General features: G+C 61.4%; 23 protein-coding genes. 4 read left to right on the plus strand and 19 right to left on the minus strand.

The window, feature by feature from the left end; all coding sequences use genetic code 11:
• Positions 1-3 precede the first annotated feature (3 nt).
• The 6 genes from carA to PU634_RS09445 all read right to left on the minus strand — a co-directional run bounded on the left by carA (position 4) and on the right by PU634_RS09445 (position 5,251).
• Positions 4-1,140, minus strand: coding sequence for a glutamine-hydrolyzing carbamoyl-phosphate synthase small subunit (carA, locus tag PU634_RS09420; protein ID WP_306760552.1), 1,137 nt, complete (start codon positions 1,138-1,140; stop codon positions 4-6).
• A 406-nt stretch (positions 1,141-1,546) separates the two neighbouring features.
• Complete coding sequence (gene dapB, locus PU634_RS09425) at positions 1,547-2,359, minus strand: 4-hydroxy-tetrahydrodipicolinate reductase (RefSeq protein WP_306760553.1); 813 nt, start codon at positions 2,357-2,359, stop codon at positions 1,547-1,549.
• A gap of 138 nt (positions 2,360-2,497) precedes the next feature.
• Positions 2,498-3,109, minus strand: coding sequence for a BamJ family beta-barrel-assembly machinery protein (gene bamJ, locus PU634_RS09430; RefSeq protein ID WP_306760554.1), 612 nt, complete (start codon positions 3,107-3,109; stop codon positions 2,498-2,500).
• A gap of 42 nt (positions 3,110-3,151) precedes the next feature.
• Entirely contained in the window at positions 3,152-4,081 is a 930-nt protein-coding gene (locus tag PU634_RS09435; protein WP_306760555.1) for an ROK family protein, read from the minus strand.
• Positions 4,081-4,863 (minus strand): M48 family metallopeptidase, encoded by a 783-nt coding sequence (locus PU634_RS09440; RefSeq protein ID WP_371319594.1) that lies wholly within the window; start codon positions 4,861-4,863, stop codon positions 4,081-4,083. The genes PU634_RS09435 and PU634_RS09440 overlap by 1 nt, the downstream gene beginning before the upstream one ends.
• Positions 4,864-4,996: 133 nt before the next feature.
• A complete protein-coding gene (locus PU634_RS09445; RefSeq protein ID WP_306078379.1) occupies positions 4,997-5,251 on the minus strand; it encodes a helix-turn-helix domain-containing protein in 255 nt (84 codons plus the stop codon).
• A gap of 388 nt (positions 5,252-5,639) precedes the next feature.
• Here PU634_RS09445 and PU634_RS09450 point away from each other — a divergent pair, with 388 nt between their 5' ends.
• The 3 genes from PU634_RS09450 to purU all read left to right on the plus strand — a co-directional run bounded on the left by PU634_RS09450 (position 5,640) and on the right by purU (position 8,028).
• A complete protein-coding gene (locus tag PU634_RS09450; protein ID WP_306760557.1) occupies positions 5,640-6,593 on the plus strand; it encodes an OmpA family protein in 954 nt (317 codons plus the stop codon).
• A 107-nt stretch (positions 6,594-6,700) separates the two neighbouring features.
• Positions 6,701-7,162, plus strand: a complete 462-nt coding sequence (locus tag PU634_RS09455; RefSeq protein ID WP_306760558.1) for a YchJ family protein — start codon at positions 6,701-6,703, stop codon at positions 7,160-7,162.
• 29 nt (positions 7,163-7,191) lie between these two features.
• Positions 7,192-8,028, plus strand: a complete 837-nt coding sequence (gene purU / locus PU634_RS09460; protein ID WP_306760559.1) for a formyltetrahydrofolate deformylase — start codon at positions 7,192-7,194, stop codon at positions 8,026-8,028.
• Positions 8,029-8,104: 76 nt separating this feature from the next.
• Here the strand turns inward: purU and PU634_RS09465 are convergent, their stop codons facing one another.
• Positions 8,105-8,401 (minus strand): DUF1244 domain-containing protein, encoded by a 297-nt coding sequence (locus PU634_RS09465; RefSeq protein ID WP_306760560.1) that lies wholly within the window; start codon positions 8,399-8,401, stop codon positions 8,105-8,107.
• 68 nt (positions 8,402-8,469) lie between these two features.
• Here PU634_RS09465 and yfbR point away from each other — a divergent pair, with 68 nt between their 5' ends.
• Entirely contained in the window at positions 8,470-9,063 is a 594-nt protein-coding gene (gene yfbR / locus PU634_RS09470) for a 5'-deoxynucleotidase (protein ID WP_306760561.1), read from the plus strand.
• A 61-nt stretch (positions 9,064-9,124) separates the two neighbouring features.
• Here yfbR and PU634_RS09475 read toward each other — a convergent pair whose 3' ends face one another.
• The 12 genes from PU634_RS09475 to PU634_RS09530 all read right to left on the minus strand — a co-directional run bounded on the left by PU634_RS09475 (position 9,125) and on the right by PU634_RS09530 (position 18,633).
• Positions 9,125-9,649, minus strand: coding sequence for a DUF3833 domain-containing protein (locus PU634_RS09475; protein WP_306760562.1), 525 nt, complete (start codon positions 9,647-9,649; stop codon positions 9,125-9,127).
• A gap of 1 nt (position 9,650) precedes the next feature.
• Entirely contained in the window at positions 9,651-10,133 is a 483-nt protein-coding gene (locus PU634_RS09480) for a chalcone isomerase family protein (protein WP_306760563.1), read from the minus strand.
• Positions 10,130-10,618, minus strand: coding sequence for a DUF2878 domain-containing protein (locus PU634_RS09485; protein WP_306760564.1), 489 nt, complete (start codon positions 10,616-10,618; stop codon positions 10,130-10,132). The genes PU634_RS09480 and PU634_RS09485 overlap by 4 nt, the downstream gene beginning before the upstream one ends.
• The gene (locus tag PU634_RS09490) at positions 10,588-11,841 is read right to left on the minus strand and encodes an SAM-dependent methyltransferase (protein ID WP_306760565.1); all 1,254 of its coding nucleotides are present in this window, start codon (positions 11,839-11,841) and stop codon (positions 10,588-10,590) included. The genes PU634_RS09485 and PU634_RS09490 overlap by 31 nt, the downstream gene beginning before the upstream one ends.
• A 10-nt stretch (positions 11,842-11,851) precedes the next feature.
• On the minus strand, positions 11,852-12,571 hold the full coding sequence (locus tag PU634_RS09495; protein ID WP_306760566.1) for a DUF1365 domain-containing protein: 720 nt from the start codon (positions 12,569-12,571) through the stop codon (positions 11,852-11,854).
• Positions 12,568-13,815, minus strand: a complete 1,248-nt coding sequence (locus PU634_RS09500; protein ID WP_306760567.1) for an NAD(P)/FAD-dependent oxidoreductase — start codon at positions 13,813-13,815, stop codon at positions 12,568-12,570. Before PU634_RS09500 ends, PU634_RS09495 begins: the two co-directional genes overlap by 4 nt.
• Entirely contained in the window at positions 13,812-14,540 is a 729-nt protein-coding gene (locus PU634_RS09505; RefSeq protein ID WP_306760568.1) for an SDR family NAD(P)-dependent oxidoreductase, read from the minus strand. Before PU634_RS09505 ends, PU634_RS09500 begins: the two co-directional genes overlap by 4 nt.
• On the minus strand, positions 14,537-14,959 hold the full coding sequence (locus PU634_RS09510; RefSeq protein ID WP_306760569.1) for a nuclear transport factor 2 family protein: 423 nt from the start codon (positions 14,957-14,959) through the stop codon (positions 14,537-14,539). The genes PU634_RS09505 and PU634_RS09510 overlap by 4 nt, the downstream gene beginning before the upstream one ends.
• Positions 14,956-16,365 (minus strand): deoxyribodipyrimidine photo-lyase, encoded by a 1,410-nt coding sequence (phrB, locus tag PU634_RS09515; RefSeq protein WP_306760570.1) that lies wholly within the window; start codon positions 16,363-16,365, stop codon positions 14,956-14,958. Before phrB ends, PU634_RS09510 begins: the two co-directional genes overlap by 4 nt.
• On the minus strand, positions 16,343-17,182 hold the full coding sequence (locus PU634_RS09520; protein WP_306760571.1) for a MerR family transcriptional regulator: 840 nt from the start codon (positions 17,180-17,182) through the stop codon (positions 16,343-16,345). The genes phrB and PU634_RS09520 overlap by 23 nt, the downstream gene beginning before the upstream one ends.
• Positions 17,172-18,125 (minus strand): YbgA family protein, encoded by a 954-nt coding sequence (locus PU634_RS09525; RefSeq protein WP_306760572.1) that lies wholly within the window; start codon positions 18,123-18,125, stop codon positions 17,172-17,174. Before PU634_RS09525 ends, PU634_RS09520 begins: the two co-directional genes overlap by 11 nt.
• A gap of 229 nt (positions 18,126-18,354) precedes the next feature.
• The gene (locus PU634_RS09530; RefSeq protein WP_306760573.1) at positions 18,355-18,633 is read right to left on the minus strand and encodes a YeaC family protein; all 279 of its coding nucleotides are present in this window, start codon (positions 18,631-18,633) and stop codon (positions 18,355-18,357) included.
• Positions 18,634-18,675 lie beyond the last annotated feature (42 nt).

Here is an 18,675-nt window from a genome sequence, read left to right on the forward strand (position 1 = left end):
TCCTTATGCGCGGTACTTCTGGATCAGTTCGATGAAATGGTCAAACAGCGGGGCTGCGTCGTGCGGACCCGGGCTCGCCTCGGGGTGCCCCTGGAAGGAGAACGCCGGCTTGTCGGTGCGGTGCATGCCCTGCAGGGTGCCGTCGAACAGCGACACATGGGTAGCGCGCAGGGTGTCGGGCAGGGTGTCGCCGTCCACCGCGAAACCGTGGTTCTGGGAAGTGATCATCACCACATTGCGGTCCAGATCCTTCACCGGGTGGTTGGCACCGTGGTGGCCGTGGCCCATTTTCACGGTCTTGGCACCGCTGGCCAGGCCCAGCAGCTGGTGACCCAGGCAGATACCGAACACCGGAATGTCGGTTTCCAGGAAGGTCTTGATGGCCTCGATGGCGTAGTCGCAGGGCTCGGGGTCGCCGGGGCCGTTGGACAGGAAAATACCGTCCGGGTTCATCGCCAGCACCTCGGCGGCCGGGGTCTGAGCCGGCACCACGGTCAGGCGGCAGCCGCGATCCACCAGCATGCGCAGAATGTTGCGCTTGGCGCCGAAGTCATAGGCCACCACATGGTAGGGCAGTTCGGCATCGGTGGGCTGGCTGTGGCCCTGCCCCAGTTGCCAGCTGCCTTCGCGCCACTCATACCGGCTGGCGGCAGACACCACCTTGGCCAGATCCATGCCCTTGAGGCCGGGAAAGCCCTTGGCCTCGGCCAGCGCCTTGGCCTCATCCAGGCCGGTTCCGGCCAGAATGCAGCCGGCCAGGGAGCCCTTTTCACGCAGAATGCGGGTCAGCTTGCGGGTATCGATATCGGCAATACCCACTATGTTGTGAGCCTTGAGATAGTCGGACAGGGTACGCTGATTGCGGAAGTTGGAGGCAATCAGCGGAAGATCTCGAATGATCAGCCCCTGAGCGTGAACCCGGTCGGATTCTTCATCTTCGGCGTTAGTGCCGGTATTGCCTATATGAGGATAAGTGAGCGTGACGATCTGGCGGGCATAGGATGGATCGGTAAGGATTTCCTGGTATCCCGTCATCGACGTGTTGAATACCACCTCACCAACGGAACAACCGTCGGCGCCAATGGCTGTACCGCGGAAGACCGAGCCATCTTCCAATACGAGCAGCGCTGAGTGATTCAAGACAACCTCCAAGTTAATTCTTATAAATCAACAATTTACCTGGCTGTCCCGAGTTACAGACAAAAAAAATTTACTGCATCTCGGCTAATACTGGGCAAATTCTGTGTATTTTATCTGTAAGCATTGTTTTCGACAAACTTTTTTACGTTACCAAATGGCGGCTGACGAAAACTTCGGCACAGGACGCATAGGTATTCACAAAAAAAACATAAAACTCAGAGGTTAATATGGCGCGCGGCAGGACACGGCAGAAAATGCGGGCTTGAAAGTATCTTCACAGAAAGATATATAAAAAAACAAAAGTTAACCAAAAAACCTTTTATAATCAAAACGATAATCAATAAAAAACAACAAACCCGACCGGCCATACCGCGGCCGGTCAGGCCTCATATGACTTATGCTGCGGCTATTTCAGCCCCAGTACGTCCTGCATGTCGAACAGACCGGCGGGCTGGCCGGCAATCCAGGCAGCGGCCCGCACCGCGCCATTGGCGAAGGTCAGCCGGTTGGATGCCTTGTGGGTGATCTCTACCCGCTCGCCGATATCGGCAAACAGCGCGGTGTGCTCACCCACCACGTCGCCGGCGCGAATGGTGGCAAAGCCGATGGTGTTTGAATCCCGCTCGCCGGTGATGCCTTCACGACCATACACGGCGCACTGTTTCAGATCACGCCCCAGGGTGTTGGCAATCACCTCGCCCATGCTGAGCGCGGTGCCGGACGGGGCATCCACCTTGTGACGGTGGTGGGCCTCGATGATCTCGATGTCGGTGTAATCCCCCATCACCTTCGCCGCCTGCTCCAGCAACTTGAATACCAGATTCACGCCCACGCTGTAGTTGGAGGCCATCACCATGGCGGTATCGGCGGCGGCGGCCAGAATGTCGGCCTTTTGCTCATCGGTAAAGCCGGTGGTACCGATCACCAGCCGCTTGCCGTGCCGGCGGGCCAGGGCAATATTGGCCAGGGTGGCTTCCGGACGGGTGAAGTCGATGATCACATCCACGTTGTCGATTACCTCGGCCAGGCTGGCGGTGACCGGCACATTCAGCCGGCCCACATTGGCCAGCTCGCCGGCATCAACGCCCAGCACGCTGGAGCCGGCATGCTCGATGGCGGCGGTCAGCACCACACCGCCTGTGTTGGTTACGGATTCCACCAGTACCTTGCCCATGCGGCCGTTACAGCCGGCAATGGCGATGCGAACCGGGTTGGTCATGTCGTCTTTCCTTTGTTCAATAATGTTCATGCGCATGTTTCGAAGTGTGCCAGAATGCGCATCGCTTGCAAATTCTGCCCGCCCCAAAGCGGCCATAAAAAAACCGGCAGCTGCCGGTTTTTTTCAGGCTGTTCGTCATCAGGCGATTTCGAGCAGTTCAACTTCAAACACCAGGGTGGAGCACGGCGGAATGGAGCCGGCCCCCTGCTCACCGTAGGCCAGGTGATGAGGCACGTACAGCTTCCACTTGGAGCCAACCGGCATCAGTTGCAGGGCTTCAACCCAGCCCTTGATCACGCCGTTTACCGGAAACTGGGCAGGCTCACCACGCAGCACGGAGCTGTCGAACACGGAGCCGTCGGTAAAGGTGCCGTGATAGTGAACCCGTACGGTGTCGGTGGCGGCAGGCTTGGCACCTTCGCCGGCGGTCAGTACTTCGTACTGCAGGCCGGATTCGGTCTGCTGCACTTCGTCACGGGCGGCGTTGGCAGACAGGAAGGCGGCTTCCTCTTCCTTGGCCTTGGCAGACTGGGATGCCTGCTCGGCCTTCATGCGCTCGGTGATCACGCCGAAGGCGGCGTTGATGTCTTCCCGGGATACGGCAAAGTCTACCCCGTTGAGGGAGTCGGCCAGACCCTGCTGCACGGCGGCAATGTCCAGCCCTTCAAACGGCTGCTGGGCCAGCTGATCGCCGATCTGACGGCCGATGCCATAGCTGGCTTTCTGTTCTACTGTCTCGTAAGACGACATGGAATTCCCTCTGTTTGGGTGCAAAACCCCAATGCTAACAAATTATGCCTCCATGCTGAATGGCGAATCCGGCCGGGCGGCCAATAATGCCGCACCGCGCACGCCGCCGGCTCCCCCAAACACCGGTGAGCACACCGGCGCCGGAGTGATGCCCTGCATCAGATACGCGGGCAACCGCGCGGCCAGCCGGTCATACAGCCAGGGCGCTTCCCCCAGGCTGCCCCCCAGCACCAGGGCATCGGGGTCAAGCTGGGTCATCAGGGCGCCCAGCCCGGCCGCCAGCACCTCAACGTACAGTTCCAGGCAGCGCCCTGCTTCGGCTTCCCCCTGTTGCCAGGCGGCAACAATGGCCTTGCCGTCGCGCTCCGGACCACCACAGTGGCGGTACAGCCGGGCCAGACCGGTACCGGACACATAGGCTTCCAGACAGGCGCTGCGGCCGCAGCCACAGTCAAACAGCGGCAGGTCGGGATACCGCGTCAGCAGCCCGGCGCCGATGGCGCCATGACCAAATTCACCACTGCCACCGCGCCGGCTGTTGACCAGCCGGCCGTCGTGGATCAGGGCACCGCCCACGCCGGTGCCCAGGGTCAGTCCCAGCGCCAGCCGGCTGCCCGCGACGGCGCCGCCATGGTATTCCGACAGCAGAAAGCAGTTGGCGTCGTTGTCACCATGCAGCGGGCGTTTCAGCCGGCGCCGCAGATCGCCCAGCAGATCCCGGCCGTGAATGGCCGGGACATTGGGCGCCAGAATGCGTTGGTCGGCATTGAGCACTCCGGGAAACCCCACTCCCACCCGCCCCTGTCCGCCCAGGCGCTGGTCGGCACTGCGCACCAGGCCGGTGACGAGCTCCAGAAAGGCGGCGTAGTCATGAGCAGGCGTGGCATGCTGGCTGGCCTCAAGGCAATGGTAGTGCTCATCGAACACCCCAAAGGCGATTTTGGTGCCGCCGATATCAACCCCGTACAGCATCAGCGTGCACAGGCCGGTTGCTTGCCCTGGGCCCGGGCCTGCATATAGAGGTTGCTGGCTTGTGGCAGCAGGGTCGACAGCCCCTGAATGCGGGTGCCGTGAGACGGGTGGGTAGACAACAGCTCGGGGGGCTGGTTGCCCGACTCCGCCGCCGCCATGTTACGCCACAGGGTTACGGCCTGCTGCGGGTCAAAGCCGGCCCGGGCCATCAGCTCAAGGCCCAGCCGGTCGGCTTCGGCTTCCTGCTCGCGGCCATAGGGCAGCAAATAGCCCACCTGCACTCCCAGGCCCAGGGCCGCCATGGCCGGCTGGCGAATGCCCGACTGGCCCAGGGCGGTGTCGGCAGCACTCAGGCCGATATTGGCAAGCTGCGTGCGGGACACCCGCTCGTTGCTGTGCCGGGCCAGCACGTGGGCAATTTCATGACCGATCACCGCCGCCAGCTGATCCTGGGTGTTGGCAACCCTGAGCAGGCCGGTATACACCCCCACCTTGCCGCCGGGCAAGGCAAAGGCGTTCACCTGATTGGAGTCAAAAAGAACCACTTCCCACTGACCGCCACCGGACAATTCCGCCACCAGCTGGTTGGTGACGCACTGAACGTAACCGTTAAGGGCACGATCCTTGCTGACGGTTTCCTGCTCCTTCAACTGGGCAAACGACTGCTCTCCCAGGCGTTGCATGTCATTTTCGGAAAACAGCAGCACCTGGCTGCGGCCGGTGGGAGACTGGACACAGGCGGTCAGCGAGCCCAACAGCAGGGCAAGTAGAATGGCACGCACGACAATGGCCTCACAAGAATGGATGAAACACCTTATTAGCATACAAAAAGGGAAGGAAAAAACGTATGCAGAAGGGAGACCGCGCAAAAACCGACGCAGGGCGATGCCTCAACCGCCCTGGGCCCTCAGATGATCATGACTCCGGGCTGACCTGCCCCGCTTCGGGCACGGTAGTGTCGGACAGCAGCCACAGGGTATATTTGTGTAATTCCGGATGTTGAGACAAGGCCACCAGAAAGGCGCCACCGACCTCCCGATACCCCAGTTCATAATTTTTAAGTGTGGTGGGAGGAACCTGAAGCAACTCGGCAAATTTTGGCCGGCTGAGTCCCATCGCCTCACGAATTTGCCGGATCTTTTTTCCGACCAGGCTGGTATCAGGATTCATAATCTAGCTACTCCTCAATGGCAGATTACGACAGGTATGTTGCATACAGTATTTAGTTTAACACCCCTCTACAGACTCGTTATGAACTGGCCGTTTTTTGTTGAAAAAATGTTTCCATATGACAAATAATTGTTCATTTGGCCACCGAATTCGCTCGCTTCTTTCTATTTTATGGTTCCATTACTGACCGGTCGGCCTGCTCACGTCCACTTTTCCCGTCTTGTGAGCCACCTGAAAACAAGATAGTCTGGCCCCGCGTGGAACAGGAACGGGAATGCAGTAACCGAGTGCAACATTCCGAAACAGCTTTCCCGAATGGGTCTCCCGTACGGGGCCGGTTATTCCGCTGTGAGCACGCCAACAACTCATTCGAATGAGGAACAAAAACATGAAAAAGACAGTGGCTTCTTCTTTGATCGCAATGGCGCTGGCTTCCGCCGGCCTGTCTGCCGGTGTACAGGCCAACGACTGGTACCTGGGTGCCGGTGCCGGTTACGCCGACTATGAAGATATCGATCGCAACAACACCGGCGCCGATGACAATGCCGAAGCGGTGAGCCTGTTTGGCGGTTACAACTTCAACCAGTACTTTGGTGCCGAGCTGGGCTTTAGCAACTATGGCGGCGACGCCGATACCCGCGCCCTCAACCTGTCCGCCATTGGCCGCCTGCCCCTGACCGAACGCGTTTCCGTGTTTGGCGAGGTCGGTGCCCTGGGCTGGGATGCCGACGTGGCCAACGGCGACGAAGGCGTGTCTCCCCTGGCCGGCCTGGGCCTGGCCTACCGCGCCAGCGACCTGGTGGACGTACAGTTGCGTTATCGCCGCATTGAAGACATGGGCGACCTGGTCAACAACGGCTTTGAGACCGACGTCAACAACGTGATGCTGGAGCTGGTGCTGCACCCCAACCGCCGCGTGGCCGCTCCCGCGCCGGTCGCGCCGGTGGCGCCTCAGCCGCAGCCTGAAGTGACCTACGAAACCCGTACCGTCACCGCCGATGGCTCCGTCTACTTCGCCTTTGACAGTTCCGCATTGTCTGCCGAAGCCCGTGCCACCCTGGACGATGTGGCCCGCTTTGCCGAGCAGAACCCGGACTACCAGATTGAACTGGCCGGTTATGCCGACCGACTGGGCAGTGCCGAGTACAACCGCAAGCTGTCCGAGCGCCGTGCGCTGGCCGCCAAGGACTACCTGGTGCAACGGGGTGTGGCTGCCGAGAACATTCAGACTGCCTGGTACGGTGAAGAGCTGGCTCAGGGCATGAGCGAGGAAGAGCGTCAGCGCGATCGCCGTGTAGATGCCAAGGGTCAGGCCAGCATTCAGGTGGAAATCATCGAATAAGCGGCCTTGCCATCTCCGTCACAAACGGCCCGAGAGGGCCGTTTTGTTTTTCACCTTCTCTCCTCTGATCTGGCATACTGCTGCTTTTCATTTTTTGATCCAACGCCATGCAATGCCACTGTGACAGCGGACAGCGGTTTTCCGACTGCTGCCAGCCCTTTCTGGACGGTCGGCTCACGGCCCCGACGCCCCTGGCGCTGATGCGCTCCCGCTACAGCGCCTACCGGCTGGGACTGGGCGATTATCTGGTGCACACCTGGCATCCGGACACCCTGGGGGAGCTGAACGCCGCCACCCTGAGCGAATCCGGACGCAACACCGAGTGGCTGGGGCTGGCCATCGTGTTTGCCCGGGGCGGCTGTGCCGACAGCGAAGGCGAGGTGGAGTTCAGGGTACGTTACCGCGAGAACGGCCGGGTGGTACTGCTGCACGAGCGCTCCCGCTTTGTGCGCCATGAAGGCCGCTGGGTGTACCACTCGGGTCAGTTCAACCCGTCCAAAATCGGTCCCAATCAGCCCTGCCCCTGTCACAGCGGCAAAAAATACAAACAGTGCTGCGGCCGACGATAAGCAGCCTTGCCAACAACAAGAAGAAACCCATGGAACGAAAAATTCTGCTGAGCCACTGCCCCGATGCCCGGGGCCTCATCTCGAAAATCACCAATATCTGCTATAAGCACCAGCTCAATATCGTGCGCAACGACGAGTTCGTGGATCACGACAACGGTCATTTTTTTATGCGTACCGAACTGGAAGGGCGTTTTAACGACCACACCCTGCTGGCAGACTTGAACGAAGCCTTGCCTGAAGGCGGCCAGAACCGGCTGGTGCCGGCGGGCAGCAAGCGGGTGGTGATCCTGGTGACCAAGGAAGCCCATTGCCTGGGCGATATTCTGATGAAACACTTCAGCGGTGCCATGAACATCGACATCGCCGCCGTGATAGGCAACTACGACACCCTCCGGGGGCTGACCGAAAAATTCGACATTCCCTGGCATACCGTGTCTCACGACGGGCTGAACCGGCCCGAGCACGAGCAGCTGCTGGCGGAGGTGATCGACCGTTATCAGCCCGATTATGTGGTGCTGGCCAAGTACATGCGCATTCTCAGCCCGGCCTTTGTGGCCCGCTATGAAAAGCGCATCATCAACATTCACCACTCCTTTCTGCCCGCCTTTATCGGCGCCAGTCCCTATCGCCAGGCCTATGAACGGGGCGTGAAGATGATTGGCGCCACCGCCCACTTCGTGACCGACGATCTGGACGAAGGCCCCATTATCGAGCAGGACGTCACCCACGTGAACCATGCCTTTTCCGCCGCCGACATGGCCAAGGCCGGCCGGGACGTGGAAAAATCGGTGCTGAGCCGGGCGCTCAACCTGGTGCTGGAAGAAAAGGTGTTTGTGTACGGCAACCGCACCGTGGTGTTCAAGTGAGATGTAAGACGTGAAACGTGTTATTCAGGCTCTGGCGGAGCCTGAATAACTCACTGCTCCCTCATCCCGCACGACGTCAGTCGTGCCTGTGGCTTTGCTCAAAGGCCGCCTTCTGCTCAGGCGTTGCCTCTTTCTGGTACTTTTCCTTCCACTCGCCGTAAGGCATGCCGTATACCCGCTCCCGGGCCTGGTCGTAGTTCATCTCCACACCCCGCTCTTCGGCGGCGGCCAGATACCACTTGCTCAGGCAATTGCGGCAAAAGCCGGCCAGGTTCATCAGATCGATGTTCTGCACGTCCTTGCGCTTGTCGAGATGCGCCAGCAGGGTGCGAAAGGCGGCGGCTTCCAGCTCGGTTTGGGTTTGCTTGTCCATCTTGTTCTCCATTGGCAGTTGTGGTGCCATTATAACGGCAAGCCCCGCAAACCTCATGAGGCAACAGCATGAACCGCAGTCACTTTTTTGCCCAGATGGCCCGCATGAAGCTGATCCAGCGCTGGCCGCTGATGCGCAACACGGATCCCGAGAACGTCGCCGAGCACAGCCTGCAGGTGGCCATGGTGGCCCACGCCCTGGCGGTGATTAAAAACACCCTGTTTGGCGGCCGGCTGGATCCGGGCACCGCCGCCCTGCGCGCCCTGTATCACGATGCCAGCGAGGTGCTCACCGGTGATCTGCCCACTCCGGTGAAATACTTTAATCAGGAGATGGCCACCACCTACAAGGCCATTGAGCAAAACGCCGAGCAAAGCCTGCTGGCCATGCTGCCCGCCGAGCTGCAATCCGCCTTTGAGCCCCTGTTGTGCGGCCATGTGCAGGATGACTACAGCCATCTGGTGAAGTCCGCCGACATTCTATGCGCCTATCTCAAGTGCGAGGAAGAGCTGTCGGCGGGCAACCGGGAATTCGCCAAGGCCCGGGAACGGCTCACCACCATGCTGGACGCGCGCATGAACGACGAAGTTCGGTATTTTATCGAGGTGTTCGTGCCCAGTTTTTCCCTGTCGCTGGATGAAATCTCCACCCCGGGGTTTTGAGTAATGATGTGAGGGGTTGGGAGTGAGGTCTCCTCACTCCTCACTCCTCACCCCTCTCTCCTCACACGTCAGATTTACGTTCAATCCACAGGGTGACTTCCCCGACCTTGAAACCCCACTTGGTCATTTCGGCGCGGTTGATCAGGCGGTTTTCGTCCAGCAGGTACATCCAGTCGTTAAAGTCGATGTCCCATACTTTTCCGTCCACCGGCACCGCCAGGGTATAGCGCCAGTTCAGGGCATAACCCTGGGTCTGGCCCTCGGCGGGGGTGACCACGTCACCGGCGGTGCCGGTGTAGCGGCCATTTGGGTGTTTTTCCAGATACCAGACCCGGCGCTGCCACTCGCCGTCATCATAATAAAAGTCTTCTTCCAGCACGCCCTGGTTGCCTTCCCAGTTGGCCACCATGTCCACTCTGAAGCGACGTAATACCCGGCCGGATCTGTCCTGCACCATGCCAAAGGCCACCAGCTCGCCGTTGAAAAACTCATCCAGCGCCAGCGCCGGGGTGGTGTCTTTATAGTCTGCGATCTGACTGCTGCAGGATGTGAGCAACAGCGCCAGTGCCGCCAGCAATACCTTCATGTCAGCCTCCTTTAAGTTGCCGGGTCAAAGCGGGATCCCGGCTGTCGGGTGACAGCCAGATGGCCAGAAAGGCCGGCGCAAATGCCGGATCGTCGATACGCCCCAGCAGCCGCCAGTTAAAGTAAAACGAGCTGGCACCGTTTTCGTCCACCCTGAGCACCAGCTCGTCATTGGTGCGCACCGAGGGCCAGAGCTGTGCCAGCCGCTCGGGCCATTCCGGCTTCCAGTTCACCCCCAGGCGCTGCCACTCCTCTATGGTGGCGGCCAGCAAATCCTCCTTGTCGATATTGCGGGCATAGCGCAGCGACAATGCCTGAGGATATTGCCCCGGCTGATAACGGCCGTTTTCGCTGTAAAAACGGGCCTGATACAGATCCCAGAACAGCCAGCTCATTTTGCCCTGGCCCACCAGCGCCAGATCGGCCACCGGGCTGGCCGACGCCGATGACACCACCAGCAATAACAGTAAACAGAGCCTTTTCATGGTTCACTCCTTCGCAGTCGTTGGTCCAGTACCACCAGCAGCGGCAGCAACCCAGACCAGATCAGCGCCAGCACCAGCGCCGAAGGCCAGAACCCCAGCGGCAGTGCCACCGCCTGCAGTTTCCAGCCGGCCAGATATGACGATGCTCCCGCCACCGCGCCGGTGAGCGCCAGCCAGGGCCGGGAGAAACGCCGCAACCATACCAGGCTGTGCCCCAGGGTCAGCACAAAGCCCACCCACAACAGCCCCAGCCACAGCGGCCAGTGGCTGAACGCGAACACCCCGCTCAGGGTCAGCAGGGCATCTGTTGCCATGCCCAGTACCGCCAGCCATAACACCCGCACATCCGCCCGGCGGCTGGGGGTAAAGGCAAAATGCACCCCCAGCAGGGCGGCGGTGAGCCAGGCCCAGGTGTTTTGCCCGGCCACCGCCAGCAGCCAGAAACCTTCAAAGGCTACCAGCTGGGTCCATTGCCATTTCGACATACTCTCGCTCCGGGTTTGGCCGCCTCGAAATGGGCAAGGCCAATGGTGCCTTCAAGAAAGCCGCCTTCGCAGTAGGCGAAATAAAAGGCCCACAGCCGCTGAAAGTCGGCGCTGTAGCCCAGCCGGGCCAGCTCGGGGCCGGCCCGGCGAAAGCGCTCGGCCCAGATGCGCAGGGTTTCGGCATAGTGCCAGCCGTAATCGTTAAGGCGCACCAGGGTCATGTCGGTCTGCTCGCGCAGGTGACGGGTCATCTCGCTCACCGAGGGCAGACAGCCACCGGGAAAGATGTAACGCTGAATAAAGTCCACACCCTTGCGGTATTGCTGATAACGCTGATCGGCAATGGTAATGGCCTGGATCAGCAGCCGGCCGTCGGGTTTGAGCAGCCGGTTGAGCACGCGGAAATACGCCGGCAGGTATTCATGACCCACCGCCTCTATCATCTCCACCGAGACCAGCTTGTCATACTGACCGGTCAGCTCCCGGTAATCCTTCAGCAGCAGGGTCACCCTGTCTTCAAGCCCTTCCCGCTGCACCCGCTGCCTGGCATGGTCGAACTGTTCCTTTGACAGCGTGGTGGTGGTCACCCGGCAGCCGTAATGGCGCGCCGCATAGCAGGCCAGTCCGCCCCAGCCGGTGCCGATTTCCAGCAGGTGGTCGTCCGGTTTGAGATCCAGCCGCGAGCAGACAAGCCTGAGCTTGTGCTCCTGGGCCAGCTCCAGCGGTGAGTTGTTTCTTGGGAACACCGCCGAGGAATACTGCATGTGCGGATCGAGAAACAGCTGGTACATGTCGTTGCCCAGATCGTAATGGGCGGCAATATTGGCCCGGCTGCCCGCCCTGGAGTTGCGGTTGCGCCGGTGCGTGAGCAGGTGCCAGGGCCGGGTAAGCCAGCCGAGGCGCCGCTCGAGCTTGTCCAGCACCGCCATGTTGCGGGCAAACAGCCGCACCAGACTGGTGAGATCCGGGCTGTGCCAGCCCCCTTCCACCCAGGACTCGGCGGCCCCTATGCTGCCGCCGCTCATCAGCCGGCGATAAAACCGCGGGTCCCGCACCCGCACTTCCGCCTGCAGTGCGGCACCGGCCTCGCCGAAGAAGAAGCGGTCGTCGCCGTCGTATACGGTGAGTCCGGCGTGTTTCAGCCCGGACAACAAGGAAAATGCCAGAGTTCGGGCCCAGCGATCCAGGCGGCGGGGGGCGGCTAGGGTCAGGGTTGTGTCCATCTTGGCGTCCTTAAGGGTGTGAATGATAGGGAATGCGCTTTAACAGCAGTTTCAGCGCCTGCCAGTAAATACCGCGCATCACGGTGAGGGTCATTACCGGCCACTGGCGCAGGGCCGTGCGCAACACATGGGCCTCAAAGGGCCGGCGGCGCAGGGCCAGGGTGGCGTCAAACAACAGCCCGGGATCGCGGTTTTCAATGTGCACCAGCGCCCGCTTTGCCGGCGGTGAAATGCGCCAGTGGTAGTTCATGGCCATGCCCATAAAGGGCGACACGTGAAAGGCCTTGGCGGTGGCTTCGGGCTGGCGCAGATCCACCAGGTAGCAATGGCGCTCGTTCCAGGGGGTGTTGCGGACCTCGGCCAGCAGGTAGCGGGCCTCGCCGTGCTGGTAACAGAAAAACAGGTTCACCGGGCTGAAATAGATGCCGAAACAGCGCACCTGGCCGAGCATCAGCACCCGCTCCAGGCCGAGGGACTCTCCACCGAGACGGGCCACTTCTTCCAGCACCGCCTGCTTGAGCGGCGTGCCTTCATCTCCCAGATAATCCCGGCGACAAAAACTTAAGGGCGCAAAGCGCTCCAGGGCAAAGTCGTGGCTGCTGGCGGCCAGGACCGGCAGCTCGTCCAGATCCAGCGCCAGCATGTAGAGGCCATAGCTGAAGGCGTGGGCTCTGGGCCGGTAACGGCGGTGGCGCACCACACCGGTGTAAATGGCGCTGTTCAGGCTCATAAGCCGGCTCCGAAACGCTCGCACACATCCAGGGCACTGCGCACCCCGTCCTCGTGAAAGCCGTTGTACCAGTAGGCGCCGCAGAAATGGGTGTGACCATGGCCGCAAATTTCAAGGCGGCGGGCCTGGGCGGCCATGGCGGCCTGGTTATACACCGGGTGCGCATAGGTAAAGCGACGCAATATGCGCGCAGGATCGATGGCCTCGCTGCGGTTCAGGGTGACGCACAGGGTGTCGTCAGACTCGATGCCCTGCAGAATGTTCATGTTGTAGGTCACCGCCGGCAACGCCTGCTCGCCGCCGCCGAGGTAATAGTTCCAGCTGGCCCAGGCCCGCCGCTCGCTGGGCAGCAGGCGCGTGTCGGTATGCAGCACCACCTCGTTGTTGCGATAGGCAAGGTTGCCCAGCACCGACTGTTCGGCCTCGCTGGCATCCGCCAGCAGCCGTAACGCCTGATCCGAATGGCAGGCCAGGATCACCTCATCAAACTGTTCACGCCCGGCGGCAGTGACAATCTCGACGCCGCCGTCCAGCCGGCGCACCGACTGCACCGGCGAGTTCAGGCGAATATCCTGAACATGCTTCACCAGCGCCGGAATATAGCTGCGCGAGCCCCCTTCCACCACATACCACTGGGGCCGGTCCACCAGATTGAGCAAGCCATGATGGTTGAAAAAGCGCAGAAAGAAGACCAGCGGAAAATCCCGGCTGTCGGCCAAAGACGACGACCAGATGGCCGCCACCATGGGCAGCACATAATGGCCGGCAAAGAAGTCCGAGAAGCCGTGCTCCGCCAGAAACCCGCCCAGGGTCTCGTCGTTACTCAGGCGGCCTTGCTTCAGCGCCCGCTTGCACAGCAGGTTGAAGCGCACGATCTCCAGCAGAAAACCGTAAAAGCGGCCGTTCACCAGGTTTTTGCGCTGGGCAAACAGGGTATTGAGGGTATGGCCATTGTATTCCAGTCCGGTGGCGGCCTGCTGCACACTGAAGCTCATTTCCGTGGGCCGGGCCGTCAGTCCGATCCTGGCCAGCAGCCGCCGAAAACGCGGGTAGGTGCGGTCGTTGAACACGATAAAGCCGGTGTCCACCGCATGAGTACGGCCGTTCAGGGTCACGTCCACGGTGGCGGTGTGGCCGCCGAGGTAGTCATTGGCTTCAAACAAGGTAACCTCATGCTCCCGGCTCAGCAGCCAGGCCGAGGTCAGGCCGGCAATGCCGCTGCCAATCACCGCTATCTTGCTCATGCCTGCTCCTTTTTCATACGGCGGGCCAGACTCAGCCACAGCCCCTGGGGCAGCCAGGACAGCAGACTCAGGGTGGCGATAAAGCCGGCGGGAAAGGTCACTTCGCGTTTGCCTTTGGCCAACCCTGAGCGAATGGCGCGGCTGGCCTGCGCCGGGCTGACCCGGCCGGGCATGGGAAAGTCGTTTTTTTGCGTGAGCGGGGTGTCCACAAAACCGGGGCGGATCAGGCTCACCGCCACCTGGTCCGGCTTCAGATCCACCGCCAGGGTGCGGGCCAGGTAATCCACTCCGGCCTTTGAAGCACCATAGGCCTCGGCGCGGGTCAGGGGCACAAAGGTCACCGACGAGCTCACCAGCGCCAGCCGGCCACCGGTTTTAATGCGCGGCAGCACCGCCGCCACGCAATTGGCGGTGCCGATCAGGTTGGCCTGCACCACCCGCTCGAACAGGGCGGCGTCAAAGGCGTGGGCATCGTCCACGTATTCACAGGTGCCGGCATTGAGAATGGCCAGATCCACCGGCGCCACGGCGTTCAAGGCGTCAGTGGCAGCGGTGCGGTCGTTGATATCAAACACGGCATATTCCACCCGCTCGCCACTCATCGCCTGCTTCAGCTTGTGGTGATGTCGGCCGCAGGCCACCACGGTCCAGCCATCCGCCACATAATCCCGCGCCAGTTGCAGGCCAATGCCGGAGCTGGCGCCGGTGATTAAAACCCGTTTCATGAATTCAGCCTCCGTTTCAGGGCGCGAATGCAGCTGCCCAGCAGCGGCAACCGCTCGTAGAGCATGGTGCCGAGATCAAAGAAGTCCCTGTGGTAAAACACCCTGTCGGCAAAACACAGGTGACTGACTCCGGGCACGCTCACCGGCCGGCCATGGTTAAGGCTGGGGTGAATAAAGTGCATTTCCCAGCGCACGTAGGCCTCGCCGTCCTGCTCCATCACCTGAATAATGTCAAAGCGACATTGCTTGACCCGCGCGAACAGCCCCTCGAAATAGGCCACCAGGGCGTCGATGCCGCGAATGTCGTGGGCCGGATCGGCAAACAGCACATCCTGGGAATACACCCGGCGCAGGCCATCCAGCTGTGCAGGCGACAGGCTCTGATACAACCGGCAAAAGGCGTCAAGGGCCGGGCTCATACCGCCTCCTCATCCTTCAGGGCATCGAACATGGCAATGGCATGCAGCCGGGCCCTGGCGTGATCGACGATGGGCGGCGCATACTCCCCTGCCCGTCCGCGCTGGCGCAGCCACTCGTGGGGGGCATGAATGTGTCTGGCCGGTACGCTTTCCAGCTCGGGTACCCAGCGGCGAATAAAGTCGCCGTCGGGGTCAAAGCGCTCGCTCTGGGTCACCGGGTTGAACACGCGAAAATAGGGCGCGGCATCGGCGCCGGTGCCCGCCGCCCACTGCCAGCCACCGTTGTTGGCGGCCAGCTCACCGTCGATCAGGTTGGTCATAAACCAGGCCTCGCCCCGGCGCCAGTCGAGATGCAGATCCTTGGTGAGAAAGCTGGCCACTATCATGCGCAGCCGGTTGTGCATCCAGCCGGTTTCGCGCAGGCAACGCATGGCCGCATCCACTATGGGGTAGCCGGTCTGCCCTTGGCACCAGGCGGAAAAAGCGTCGTCGTCGTTGCTCCATTGCAGCGCCTCGGTTTCTTCCTTGAAGGCCCGGCTCATGGAAAGCCGGGGAAAGGCCACCAGCAGGTGACGGTAAAACTCCCGCCAGATAAGCTCGTTGAGCCAGGTAAAGCCGCGCTCGCCCCGGCCAAAAGGCAGGCTGCCGAGCTCCTGCTCAAGCGCCGCCAGGCACTGGTTGGGAGACAGCACCCCCAGCGCCAGCCAGGGCGACAAGCGGCTGGTGCCCTCCGCCGCAGGAAAATCCCGCTGCTCGCCGTAATCGAGCAGCCGTTCGGCGCAAAACCGCGCCAGCGCCTGCTGTGCCGCCTGCTCGCCGGCGGGCCAGGCGCCGCTGTCCTTTTTATCGCCCCTGAGCGTGACGGCACCGGGGTGACACGGTTTGCCAACGGCCGCGGGCACGGGCAACAAGCGGTAGCCCTGGCTCCGAAGGGCGCTCAGCCAGGCTTTGGAGAAGGGCGTAAACACCTTGTACATGTCCCCGCCCTGGGTGGTAATGCTGCCGTGGTTCATCACGCAGTCGCCGTTGTATACCCGGCAGGGAATGGCCAGCCGCTGCTGCACCGCCTTATCGCGGCGGCGCTCGTTGACGCCGATCTCCCGGTTGGCATAGAGGGCATCAATCCCGTGCTGCGCCACCCAGTCGGCGAGCAGCTCGGGCACGTCGTCAAAACGCTCGCATTCGAGCACGGTCAGGGGCACGCCCAGCTTCGCCAGCCGTTCCGCCAGGGCCTGCAGATTGCGGTTCAGAAAGTCCCGCTGCATGGGGCTGTGACCATGCTCCCGCCACTGGCCGGGGCAGTCGATGTACACCGCCAGCACCTGCTCGCCTTCATTACCGGCGGCATGCAGCGCCGGGTTGTCGGCCACCCGCAAATCGTTTCTAAACCACACCAAATGTCGCATCGTGCTTCCTCGCGAGTTCGCTCACGGTATTTTCATGGGGGCGAGTGAGCCAGCCCTGCTCGGCATACACCCGCCCCAGCTCTCCGATAAAAAAGCTGTGCTCGGGCCAGCACTGGACCCGTTCGGCAAACCAGCTCTGAGGCAGGCCGCCCCCCAGCACCACCACCAGGGCATCACACTTCAGCCGCTCCACCGCCAGCGGCAGTTGCAGCGGCTCCAGCAGCCCCAACTCCAGGCTGCGGCATTCCAGCCCCTGTAGTTCAAAGCAGGTCAGCAGGCTGCTCAGCCCGTGGCCCTGCCCCACCCGGGCCACGGCAATGCGCGGGCCGGTTTTGATGGTCAGCAACTGGGTAAAGACCCGGGCCAGCAGGGCGGTGGCGCTTTGCTCGATTAGCTGACTGTCGGGCCGTTCCAGCCGGGCCAGCGCGGCCAGCCAGGGCTCAATCACATGACGCAACAGCAGCTCCGCCGGATACAGGCTGGCCAGCTCAACCAGCTCCGCTTCCAGCCGGCCCAGATTGAGATCTCCGGCTGCCGTCAGCAGCCGGAGGCGAGCTTGTTCCCAGTTGGAGCCTTCCTCCACCGGCTGCGGGTTGTTCAGCAGGCCCTTGACCTGACCGATGCTCACTCCCTGCTCCAGCCAGTGCAGTATTTGCCGAATGAGGGCGATGTCTTCATCGGAGTAGAGCCGGTGGCCCTTGTCGGTGCGCGCCGGCTTGAGCAGACCGTAACGGCGCTGCCAGGCGCGCAGGGTGACCGGGTTGATGCCGGTTAAGCGGGATACTTCCCGAATCGGATATTGGGGCTCAGATGCCATAACGCAGTCGCAATGCCTCCGGATGCGGATCGAGATAGACCTGCTGACGCAGGTAGTCGTTGGGGTGCTCTTCCAGGTAGTGGCGCAGCAGGGTGATGGGCGCCAGCAGCGGCAATATGCCTTCCCGGTACTGGTGAATGGTGCGGGCCAGCTCCTGGCGCTGGCGCGAGGTCAGCTGGCGCTTGAAATAGCCCTGCAGGTGCTGCAGCACATTGGTATGGCCCTTGCGGCTGGCCCTGTGGCTCAGGGCCTGCATCAGGCCGTGAATATACTGCCCGGCTTTTTGCTGCGGATGCTCCGACAGATCCGCTACCAGCCGGCCCAGCTCCTGATAACTGTCTCTGTGATGGGCCATCAGCAGATATTTGTAGCGGCTGTGAAAGGCAATCAGGCTCGACGGTGTCAGCCCGCGGTGCAGCAGGCACTGCCAGTCGTGCAGGGCGTACACCCGGGTGACGAAGTTTTCCCGCAGCACCGGATCGTTGAGCCGGCCGTCTTCCTCGCAGGGCAGCAACGGCAGCGCCTGCATGATTTCGGCGGCATAGATGCCCACCCCTTCCTTGGCGTTGCCCTTGCCGCTTTCGTGATAGACCCGCACCCGCTCCATGCCGCAACTGGGCGACTTGGCGCACAGCACATAACCGCTCAGGCCTTCAAATTGCGCCGCCATGGTGCGGCCGTAGTCGCGCAGCGCCCCGGTCACATCCACGCCCCTGGCGGTCTGGGCAATCACCTGCCCCTGTGCGCCAATCAGCCGAATACTGGGCCGGGGTGTGCCCAGGCCAATGGCCATTTCCGGACAGACGGGAACAAACTCCACGAATTTGGCCAGCTGCTCGGTGCAGAAGTCGGAACGTTTGTGTCCGCCGTCAAAACGCACCTTCTGGCCCATCAGGCAACCGCTAATACCTACCTTGATGATATGGGGATCAAACTTGTACATTGCCAACCCTCTTGTACAACTATGTATTTACCATAGCGCTGGTTGTACAAGATGATCAAGGTTGTACAAGAAAATTTCCCAAGGCAGGAGATAAAGGTTGGACGTGAGGCGCGAAGACGCAGGACAGGGTTGGAATGGGTGAACCGGAGCTGGGGCTGGGGCTGGGGCTGGGGCTGGGGCTGGGGCTGGGGCTGAAATATTGCCCGGGATAAACCCGGGCCGGCAAGGTTCAGTTCAGCTTGCTGCGTACAATTTCTTCTTCGTCACGAAACTGGCGACGCAGCTCGGCCTTGCTTTTCATCACCAGCTCGCCCCCCTTGCCAATGGTCATGTGCTCGGGGTTGTCGTTGTGCATGGCCTGCCAGGCCAGTACCGCCTGCATGCTGTTTTCCTTCTGCTCCTGAGTGAGCACGGAGCCGTCGGGCCACTTGCCCAGCTCCACCGCGGTCTTGAGCCGCTCATATACTTCTTTGGGCATGGCGGCAATGGCTTGCTGAAACGATGACATGACACTTCCTCCTGTATAGATGGGCTCAATTTACCATTCCCC

The sequence above is a fragment of the Oceanimonas pelagia genome (genome assembly GCF_030849025.1).
GTDB classification, from domain to species: domain Bacteria; phylum Pseudomonadota; class Gammaproteobacteria; order Enterobacterales; family Aeromonadaceae; genus Oceanimonas; species Oceanimonas pelagia.

Coding starts and splice junctions, on each gene's coding strand:
- dapB (WP_306760553.1), bottom strand. CDS start 2,359: ATGACCAACCCGGTTCGCATCGCCATTGCCGGCTGTAACGGCCGCATG.
- bamJ (WP_306760554.1), bottom strand. CDS start 3,109: ATGTCGTCTTACGAGACAGTAGAACAGAAAGCCAGCTATGGCATCGGC.
- PU634_RS09435 (WP_306760555.1), bottom strand. CDS start 4,081: ATGCTGTACGGGGTTGATATCGGCGGCACCAAAATCGCCTTTGGGGTG.
- PU634_RS09445 (WP_306078379.1), bottom strand. CDS start 5,251: ATGAATCCTGATACCAGCCTGGTCGGAAAAAAGATCCGGCAAATTCGT.
- PU634_RS09450 (WP_306760557.1), top strand. CDS start 5,640: ATGAAAAAGACAGTGGCTTCTTCTTTGATCGCAATGGCGCTGGCTTCC.
- PU634_RS09455 (WP_306760558.1), top strand. CDS start 6,701: ATGCAATGCCACTGTGACAGCGGACAGCGGTTTTCCGACTGCTGCCAG.
- purU (WP_306760559.1), top strand. CDS start 7,192: ATGGAACGAAAAATTCTGCTGAGCCACTGCCCCGATGCCCGGGGCCTC.
- PU634_RS09465 (WP_306760560.1), bottom strand. CDS start 8,401: ATGGACAAGCAAACCCAAACCGAGCTGGAAGCCGCCGCCTTTCGCACC.
- yfbR (WP_306760561.1), top strand. CDS start 8,470: ATGAACCGCAGTCACTTTTTTGCCCAGATGGCCCGCATGAAGCTGATC.
- PU634_RS09475 (WP_306760562.1), bottom strand. CDS start 9,649: ATGAAGGTATTGCTGGCGGCACTGGCGCTGTTGCTCACATCCTGCAGC.
- PU634_RS09480 (WP_306760563.1), bottom strand. CDS start 10,133: ATGAAAAGGCTCTGTTTACTGTTATTGCTGGTGGTGTCATCGGCGTCG.
- PU634_RS09485 (WP_306760564.1), bottom strand. CDS start 10,618: ATGTCGAAATGGCAATGGACCCAGCTGGTAGCCTTTGAAGGTTTCTGG.
- PU634_RS09490 (WP_306760565.1), bottom strand. CDS start 11,841: ATGGACACAACCCTGACCCTAGCCGCCCCCCGCCGCCTGGATCGCTGG.
- PU634_RS09495 (WP_306760566.1), bottom strand. CDS start 12,571: ATGAGCCTGAACAGCGCCATTTACACCGGTGTGGTGCGCCACCGCCGT.
- PU634_RS09500 (WP_306760567.1), bottom strand. CDS start 13,815: ATGAGCAAGATAGCGGTGATTGGCAGCGGCATTGCCGGCCTGACCTCG.
- PU634_RS09505 (WP_306760568.1), bottom strand. CDS start 14,540: ATGAAACGGGTTTTAATCACCGGCGCCAGCTCCGGCATTGGCCTGCAA.
- PU634_RS09510 (WP_306760569.1), bottom strand. CDS start 14,959: ATGAGCCCGGCCCTTGACGCCTTTTGCCGGTTGTATCAGAGCCTGTCG.
- phrB (WP_306760570.1), bottom strand. CDS start 16,365: ATGCGACATTTGGTGTGGTTTAGAAACGATTTGCGGGTGGCCGACAAC.
- PU634_RS09520 (WP_306760571.1), bottom strand. CDS start 17,182: ATGGCATCTGAGCCCCAATATCCGATTCGGGAAGTATCCCGCTTAACC.
- PU634_RS09525 (WP_306760572.1), bottom strand. CDS start 18,125: ATGTACAAGTTTGATCCCCATATCATCAAGGTAGGTATTAGCGGTTGC.
- PU634_RS09530 (WP_306760573.1), bottom strand. CDS start 18,633: ATGTCATCGTTTCAGCAAGCCATTGCCGCCATGCCCAAAGAAGTATAT.